Origin of the sequence: Streptomyces sp. SID11385 (assembly GCF_010548245.1) — a bacterium.
In the GTDB taxonomy this organism is placed as follows: domain Bacteria; phylum Actinomycetota; class Actinomycetes; order Streptomycetales; family Streptomycetaceae; genus Streptomyces.
Window position 1 is genome coordinate 1 of sequence record NZ_JAAGLR010000501.1, and the last position, 5565, is coordinate 5565.

General features: G+C 71.4%; 5 protein-coding genes and 2 pseudogenes. 2 read left to right on the forward strand and 5 right to left on the reverse strand.

The genetic code is table 11. The annotated features are described in order from the left end of the window. The 3 genes and pseudogenes from G3I42_RS15575 to G3I42_RS15585 form a co-directional block, all read right to left on the reverse strand. Positions 1-775 (reverse strand): IS5 family transposase gene (locus tag G3I42_RS15575; RefSeq protein ID WP_343244521.1). Its coding sequence is split into 2 segments (ribosomal slippage), with 776 coding nucleotides annotated over them: positions 1-421 and positions 421-775; the frame shifts between segments, so codons are not numbered across the junction. This gene is flagged as partial in the annotation. A gap of 40 nt (positions 776-815) precedes the next feature. Continuing rightward, positions 816-1586, reverse strand: a pseudogene (locus tag G3I42_RS15580) (ABC transporter transmembrane domain-containing protein); the annotation flags it as partial. A gap of 199 nt (positions 1587-1785) precedes the next feature. Next, complete coding sequence (locus tag G3I42_RS15585; protein WP_164286408.1) at positions 1786-2139, reverse strand: beta/gamma crystallin domain-containing protein; 354 nt, start codon at positions 2137-2139, stop codon at positions 1786-1788. A 294-nt stretch (positions 2140-2433) separates the two neighbouring features. Here G3I42_RS15585 and G3I42_RS15590 point away from each other — a divergent pair, with 294 nt between their 5' ends. Continuing rightward, positions 2434-3330 carry an SDR family oxidoreductase gene (locus G3I42_RS15590; RefSeq protein ID WP_164286410.1) on the forward strand — a complete coding sequence of 299 codons (897 nt, stop codon included), beginning with the start codon at positions 2434-2436 and terminating at the stop codon, positions 3328-3330. A 122-nt stretch (positions 3331-3452) separates the two neighbouring features. Here G3I42_RS15590 and G3I42_RS15595 read toward each other — a convergent pair whose 3' ends face one another. Further along, positions 3453-4352, reverse strand: coding sequence for a LysR family transcriptional regulator (locus G3I42_RS15595; RefSeq protein ID WP_164286412.1), 900 nt, complete (start codon positions 4350-4352; stop codon positions 3453-3455). A 95-nt stretch (positions 4353-4447) separates the two neighbouring features. Here G3I42_RS15595 and G3I42_RS15600 point away from each other — a divergent pair, with 95 nt between their 5' ends. Next, entirely contained in the window at positions 4448-5191 is a 744-nt protein-coding gene (locus G3I42_RS15600) for an SDR family oxidoreductase (protein WP_164286414.1), read from the forward strand. A 61-nt stretch (positions 5192-5252) separates the two neighbouring features. Here G3I42_RS15600 and G3I42_RS15605 read toward each other — a convergent pair. Further along, positions 5253-5565: pseudogene (locus G3I42_RS15605) on the reverse strand (hypothetical protein); the annotation flags it as partial.

Consider the following 5565-nt stretch of genomic DNA (forward strand, 5'->3'; position numbering starts at 1 on the left):
TTGTCGTAGCGGGTGGCGAGGGCTTTGTTCTGCTTGAGTTTGCTGAAGCAGCGTTCGACGAGGTTGCGGCGCCGGTAGGCGGCACGGTCGAGGCCGCACAGCCTCTCGCCCCTGCTGAGGCGGCCGTTGATCTGGTCGAGTCGTTCCGGGATCGTGCTCTTGATGCCTCGCTTGCGAAGGTAGGCGCGGATTTTCCGGGACGAGTAGCCCTTGTCCGCCGCGACGCGTTCGGGCCGGGTCCTGGGGCGGCCCGGGCCCGGCCGGTTGATGCGGATGCCGGCCATGACGGCTTCGAACTGGGTGCAGTCGTTGACGTTCCCGGCGGTCAGGGTGAAGGCCAGCGGGCGGCCGTTCCCGTCGCAGGCGAGGTGGATCTTCGTGGTCAGCCCGCCGCGGGACCGGCCGATCGCCTCACCGGGCCGGACCTGCCCCTTTTTCGGGCCCCGGCCGCGTGCTGATGCGCCCGCACCGTCGTCGAGTCCACGCAGACCAGCGTCCAGTCGACCTCACCCACCGCGTCCGAGTGCTGCTGGACATGAGCCAGCAGCCGCTCCCAGGTGCCGTCGGCCGACCAGTGACGGAAACGCTCGTAGACCGTCTTCCACGGCCCGTACCGCTCGGGCAGGTCACGCCAGGCAGCCCCCGTGGACAGCTTCCACAAGATCCCGTTCACCACCTGACGCCTGTCCCGCACCGGCCGCCCCATCCGGCCCGGCACCAACAACGGAGCGATCAACGCCCACGCCTCATCCGTCAATTCATGCCGTCGCACCACGAACAGAACAACGACCCACCGACTTTACGGACACGCCCTAGTCCCACGAGCGCAGGGTGAGGCGACGCGACTCGGCGACCCGCTCGCGGTGCTCCCCGGCCTCCCTGTCCTCGGCGCCGAAGGCGCGGATGGTCTCCATGTTGGTGAGGCTGTCGGCGACGTGTCCCGAGACGCGGGCGATGGCCGCTTCACGGTCGTTGACGATGCGTTGCCTGCGCCGGATCAACGGGACCGCCGCCGTGGCCGTGCACGTGATCATCAGCACGAGGCCGACGACGAGGAGCGGTTCGTAGAGCCACAGCACCACCGCGCCGAAGAGCAGCGGCACGAGGTTGCCGAGGACGTTCCACAGCAGCGTGTCGACGACGTCCTCGAAGCGCTTGCCGTAGCTGAGGACGCGCTTGGTCAAGGAGCCCGCGAAGTTGTCGTGGAAGAACGCCGGGTCCTTGGCGAGGAGTTCGTCCATGCCCCGGACGTAGAGGTGCTCCATGCCGCGCGCCTCGACCCGGTTGAGGCAGTGCACCCCGATGCGCCACAGCACCTCGGCGAGCAGCAGCGTCAGGCCGAAGCCGATGATGTAGGGCGCCGCCCGGCCGAGAGAGAGCCCGCGCTCGTCGGCGGCCTGCCCGGCGAGCTTGGCGACCAGCAGCGGGCCGACGTAGCGGATGCCGATGTTGCCGAGCGCGGGCAGCAGGAGCGCGGGCACCGCCAGGGCGCGCTGTCGTCGCAGTTCCAGGGCGTAGTGGCGCAGTGCCAGCAGGACGGCGCTCCTGCCCGGCGGCTTCGTCTCCTGTGTGTCCGTTGTACCCATCTCACTCCCCGTCGTTCGGAAAGCGGAAGTCTCGCGTCACGCAAGGCGCGCAGTCCACGCATTTACCGCGGACAGGCGAGAATCAGACACCGGCAGGGGGGCGGGGGCGGCGGTTCGTTGGCTTTTCGGGGCACCGAGGAGGGGCCTTTCGGGGCGGGCGGGGCCGCCGTCGGCACGGCGGCCCCGCCCTTTCGTCCCGTCAGAGGATCTCGATGTACGAGACCTTCGGGGGCCGGTTCGGGTAAGTGATGTCGGTCCAGCGGTTCACGCGCACGGAGTCACCGTTGGCGTCGCTGTAGATGAGGTCGTTGTTGCCGGTGGAGATGCGGTCGACCCACCAGTTGCCGAAGGAGATCTTCCCCTTGTTGGCGTAGCAGTCGACGCTGTCCTTGCCGTTGAGGTGCGACCAGATCTTGAGGTAGTTCTCACCGGCGCGGCAGGGGATGTGGTCGATGGCGTAGGCGTTGCCCGTGGGCAGCGTCGCCGCGAGCGCGGTCGCGGCGGCGAAGGCCACGACCGTGGAGCGCACGGTCTTCCTCGTCTTGTGGTTCACGCGTTTCACCCGTCTTCGGAAAGTAGCTGGATACAGCACACGGGGAACGAGCCGCCCCTGAGGCGGACACGGAGAGACACGGGTTCGGGGAGTCCCCCGCAAGATCATCGACGCGGTTCCCGCACCCGCCGTGACGATCACGCGCCACGGTCACGCGAAGCGATCACGTGGCCCGCGCGGGGCGGCCGTGCTACCTTTTCAATACACGGTGACTCGTAAATGCGGGCGAAGCCGCCCGCGCTCCGTCCGCGAGGGCGGGTCATCGCCCGCGAGGGCGGAAAGGGGAAGCGCGTGATGCGCGTTTTCGTGACAGGTGCGACCGGCTGGATCGGTTCGGCGACCGTGGACGAACTGCTGCGGCACGAGTACGAGGTCGTCGGCCTCGCCCGCTCGGACGAGTCGGCGGACTCGCTCGCCGCGAAGGGGGCGGAGGCGCTGCGCGGCGACCTCGACGACCTCGGCTCGCTGCGGCGCGGCGCCGCCGGGGCGGACGCCGTCGTCCACCTGGCCAACAAGCACGACTGGGCGGACCCGAAGGGCACCGACCGCGCCGAACGGCTCGCCGTCGAAGCGATGCTCGACGCGCTCGCGGGCTCGACGAAGCCCTTCGTGATCGCCAACGGCCTCTCGGACATCGTCGCGGGCCGCCCGGTGCTCGAATCCGACGCCTCGCCCGCCGTGGGGCCCGACGCGGACCGGGGCGGTTCGGAGAACCTCGCCCTGGACGCGGTGTCGCGCGGCATCCGCTCCCTCGCGGTGCGCTTCGCACCGAGTGTGCACGGGCGCGGGGACTGGGGGTTCGTCAACTTCCTGACCGCGGCGGCGCGCGAGAACGGCGTCTCGGGCTACATCGGGGACGGTACGCAGACGTGGTCGGCGGTGCACGTGAGCGACGCGGCCCGTCTCATCCGGCTCGGCCTGGAGTCCGCCCCCGCGGGCACCCGGCTGCACGCGGTCGCCGAACAGACCGTCCCCACCAAGGCGATCGCCGAAGCCATCGGCGCCGCGCTCGGACTGCCGGTCGTCCCGATCGACCCCGAGGACGCGGAGAAGCACTTCGGCTTCGTCAGCCACTTCTTCGGGCAGACCCTGACCGGGGACAGCACCGCCACCCGCGACCTGCTGAACTGGACCCCGAGCGGGCCGACGCTGCTGGAGGACATCGCGGCGGGGGCTTATACGGAGGTCTGAGGCGCGGCCGGGGGGTGAGGCCGGCGCGGGGGCGTGAGGCGCGGCCCCGGGTGAGGCCGGCGTGGGGTCGTGGGGCGCAGCGAGAGGTTCGATGCGTCGCGCGAAGACACCGCCGCGCCGGGTCAGCCGACCGGCAGCGCGCCCTCCCGCCAGGAGTCCGGGCCGAGCAAGGCCCGCGCGACCTCTTCGAGGGAGCCGAGCAGCGGGTTCGGGTCGTCGGCGCGCGTGGCGAGGACGACCTCGCAGGGGTCGGCGTCGATGACGGGTACGAGCGCGATGCCCTTGCGCACGGCGGCGCGTCGGTCGCCGGCGGGAAAGAGCGCCACGCAGTGGCCGGTGGCGACGAGCTCCAGCTTGTCCTCGTAGCTGTCGTCGGCGGAGGGCGGAGGGGGCGCCGGGCGGTCGCCGGCCGGTCTGGGCGTGCTCCAGACCACCGGAGTGCTGACGCAGGACACCAGTTCCTCGTCCGACAGAGCCCGCAGACCGACCGCTTCCTCGTGCGCCAGAGGATGACTCGACGAGGTGACGAGCACTCTCGGTTCCTCGTGGAGCGTGGTCACCCTGAAGTCGCCCGCGGGGAACGGCAGGGGCCGGTACGCGACGAGCGCGTCGACCCGCCCCTCGGCGAGAGCGCGCGTGTCCCGCCAGTCGAGGTGGCGGGCACGGACCCGGACCTCGGGGTGCCGGCGACGCAGTTCCTGCGTACAGGCGGTGATGACCAGGCCCTCGCCGCAGCCGACGGTGACCGTACCGGGCCGCACAGCGGCTCTGGCCGCGCGAGCGGCCTCCTCGGCCTCCCGCAGCAGGACCCGGGCCCGGGGAAGGAAGGCCCGCCCCGCGTCGGTGAGGCTGCTGCCCTGCGGCGACCGGTCGAGGAGCCGGACACCGAGCTGAGCCTCCAAGCGCTGGATCTGGCGGCTCAGCGACGGCTGCGCCACATGCAGCGTGGTGGCGGCCCGGCCGAAGTTGCCGTACTCCGCCACGACCGTGAAATAGCGCACGAGCCGCAGGTCGAGGTCCATCCGCCAAGCGTACGCATGCCGTCATGCGTCAGGCGTATGACGGCATGCCGAACAGGTCTTGGACGCGGAGTGCCGGTGGCCGTTTGGCTGGGAGCATGACTCCTTACGACGACAAGAAGATCGTGATCACGGGTGGCAGCAGCGGTATCGGCCTGGCCACCGCCCGCCTCTTCGCGCGGGGTGGCGCGCACGTACTGATCACCGGCCGCGACCGGTCCGCCCTGGACGCGGCGCTGGAGCGACTGGGGGACAAAGCGGTCGGCGTCCGCAGCGACGCCGCCTCCCTGGCGGACATCAAGGCGCTGTCCGGCACGGTCCAGGAGCGTTTCGGCGCGGTGGACGCGCTGTTCGTGAACGCCGGTGTCACCGCGTCCGCGCCGTTGGACGCGGTGACGGAGGAGATGTACGACGCGCTGTTCGACATCAACACCAAGGGCGCGTACTTCACGGTGCAGGCCCTGGCGCCGCTGTTGCGGGAGGGAAGCGGCGTGGTCCTCACCACGTCGGTGGTGAACGTCCTCGGTCTGGACGCACTCGGCGTCTACGCGGCGAGCAAGGCGGCCCTGCGGTCGATGACGCGCACCCTGGCCCGCGAGTTGCTGCCGCGCGGCGTGCGCGTCAATGCCGTGAGCCCCGGCCCGACCGACACAGGCGTCCTGGACCGCGCCGTGCCCGCGGACGTCGCCGAGACGATGAAGGACACCTACCGGAGCACCATCCCGATGCGGCGGCTCGGGACGTGCGAGGAAGTGGCCTCGGCGGCGGCGTACCTGGCGTTCGGCGCGACCTTCTCGACGGGCGCGGAGTTCCCTGTCGACGGAGGCGCGTCGCAGCTCTGACGTCGCCACTGCGGGCGGGGAGCCCCGAAGGAGGAGACGGGTCCGGGTGCGAACGGGGTGGTCAGGCGTACGGGTCCGCCCAGTCGTCCTCCTCCTCGTCGCGCTCGGGCCCCGCGCTCTGAAGGGCCACCGTCGGGTCCTTCGAGGCGGTGCCGCGTGGCCACCAGTCCTCCGCGCCCGGTTCGGACTCGTACGCGTACCACGTGCCCTCCCGGTCCATGCGGAGCTGGCGGGTGCCGTCCGGGCTCGTGAGCCTGTTGTCGTGCGGGCGGTACGGGGGGTGGCCCGCCGCGAGGAGGAGGGAGCGGGCGCGGTCGAAGGGGCCGGCCGGGGGGTTCCACGGCGGGTCCTCCAGGGCGCGCAGCCCCGCCGCG

What these genes read in the sequence shown, in the direction of transcription:
- G3I42_RS15595 (WP_164286412.1), bottom strand. Translation starts at nt 4,352, where the DNA reads ATGGACCTCGACCTGCGGCTCGTGCGCTATTTCACGGTCGTGGCGGAG.
- G3I42_RS15590 (WP_164286410.1), top strand. Translation starts at nt 2,434, where the DNA reads ATGCGCGTTTTCGTGACAGGTGCGACCGGCTGGATCGGTTCGGCGACC.
- G3I42_RS15600 (WP_164286414.1), top strand. Translation starts at nt 4,448, where the DNA reads ATGACTCCTTACGACGACAAGAAGATCGTGATCACGGGTGGCAGCAGC.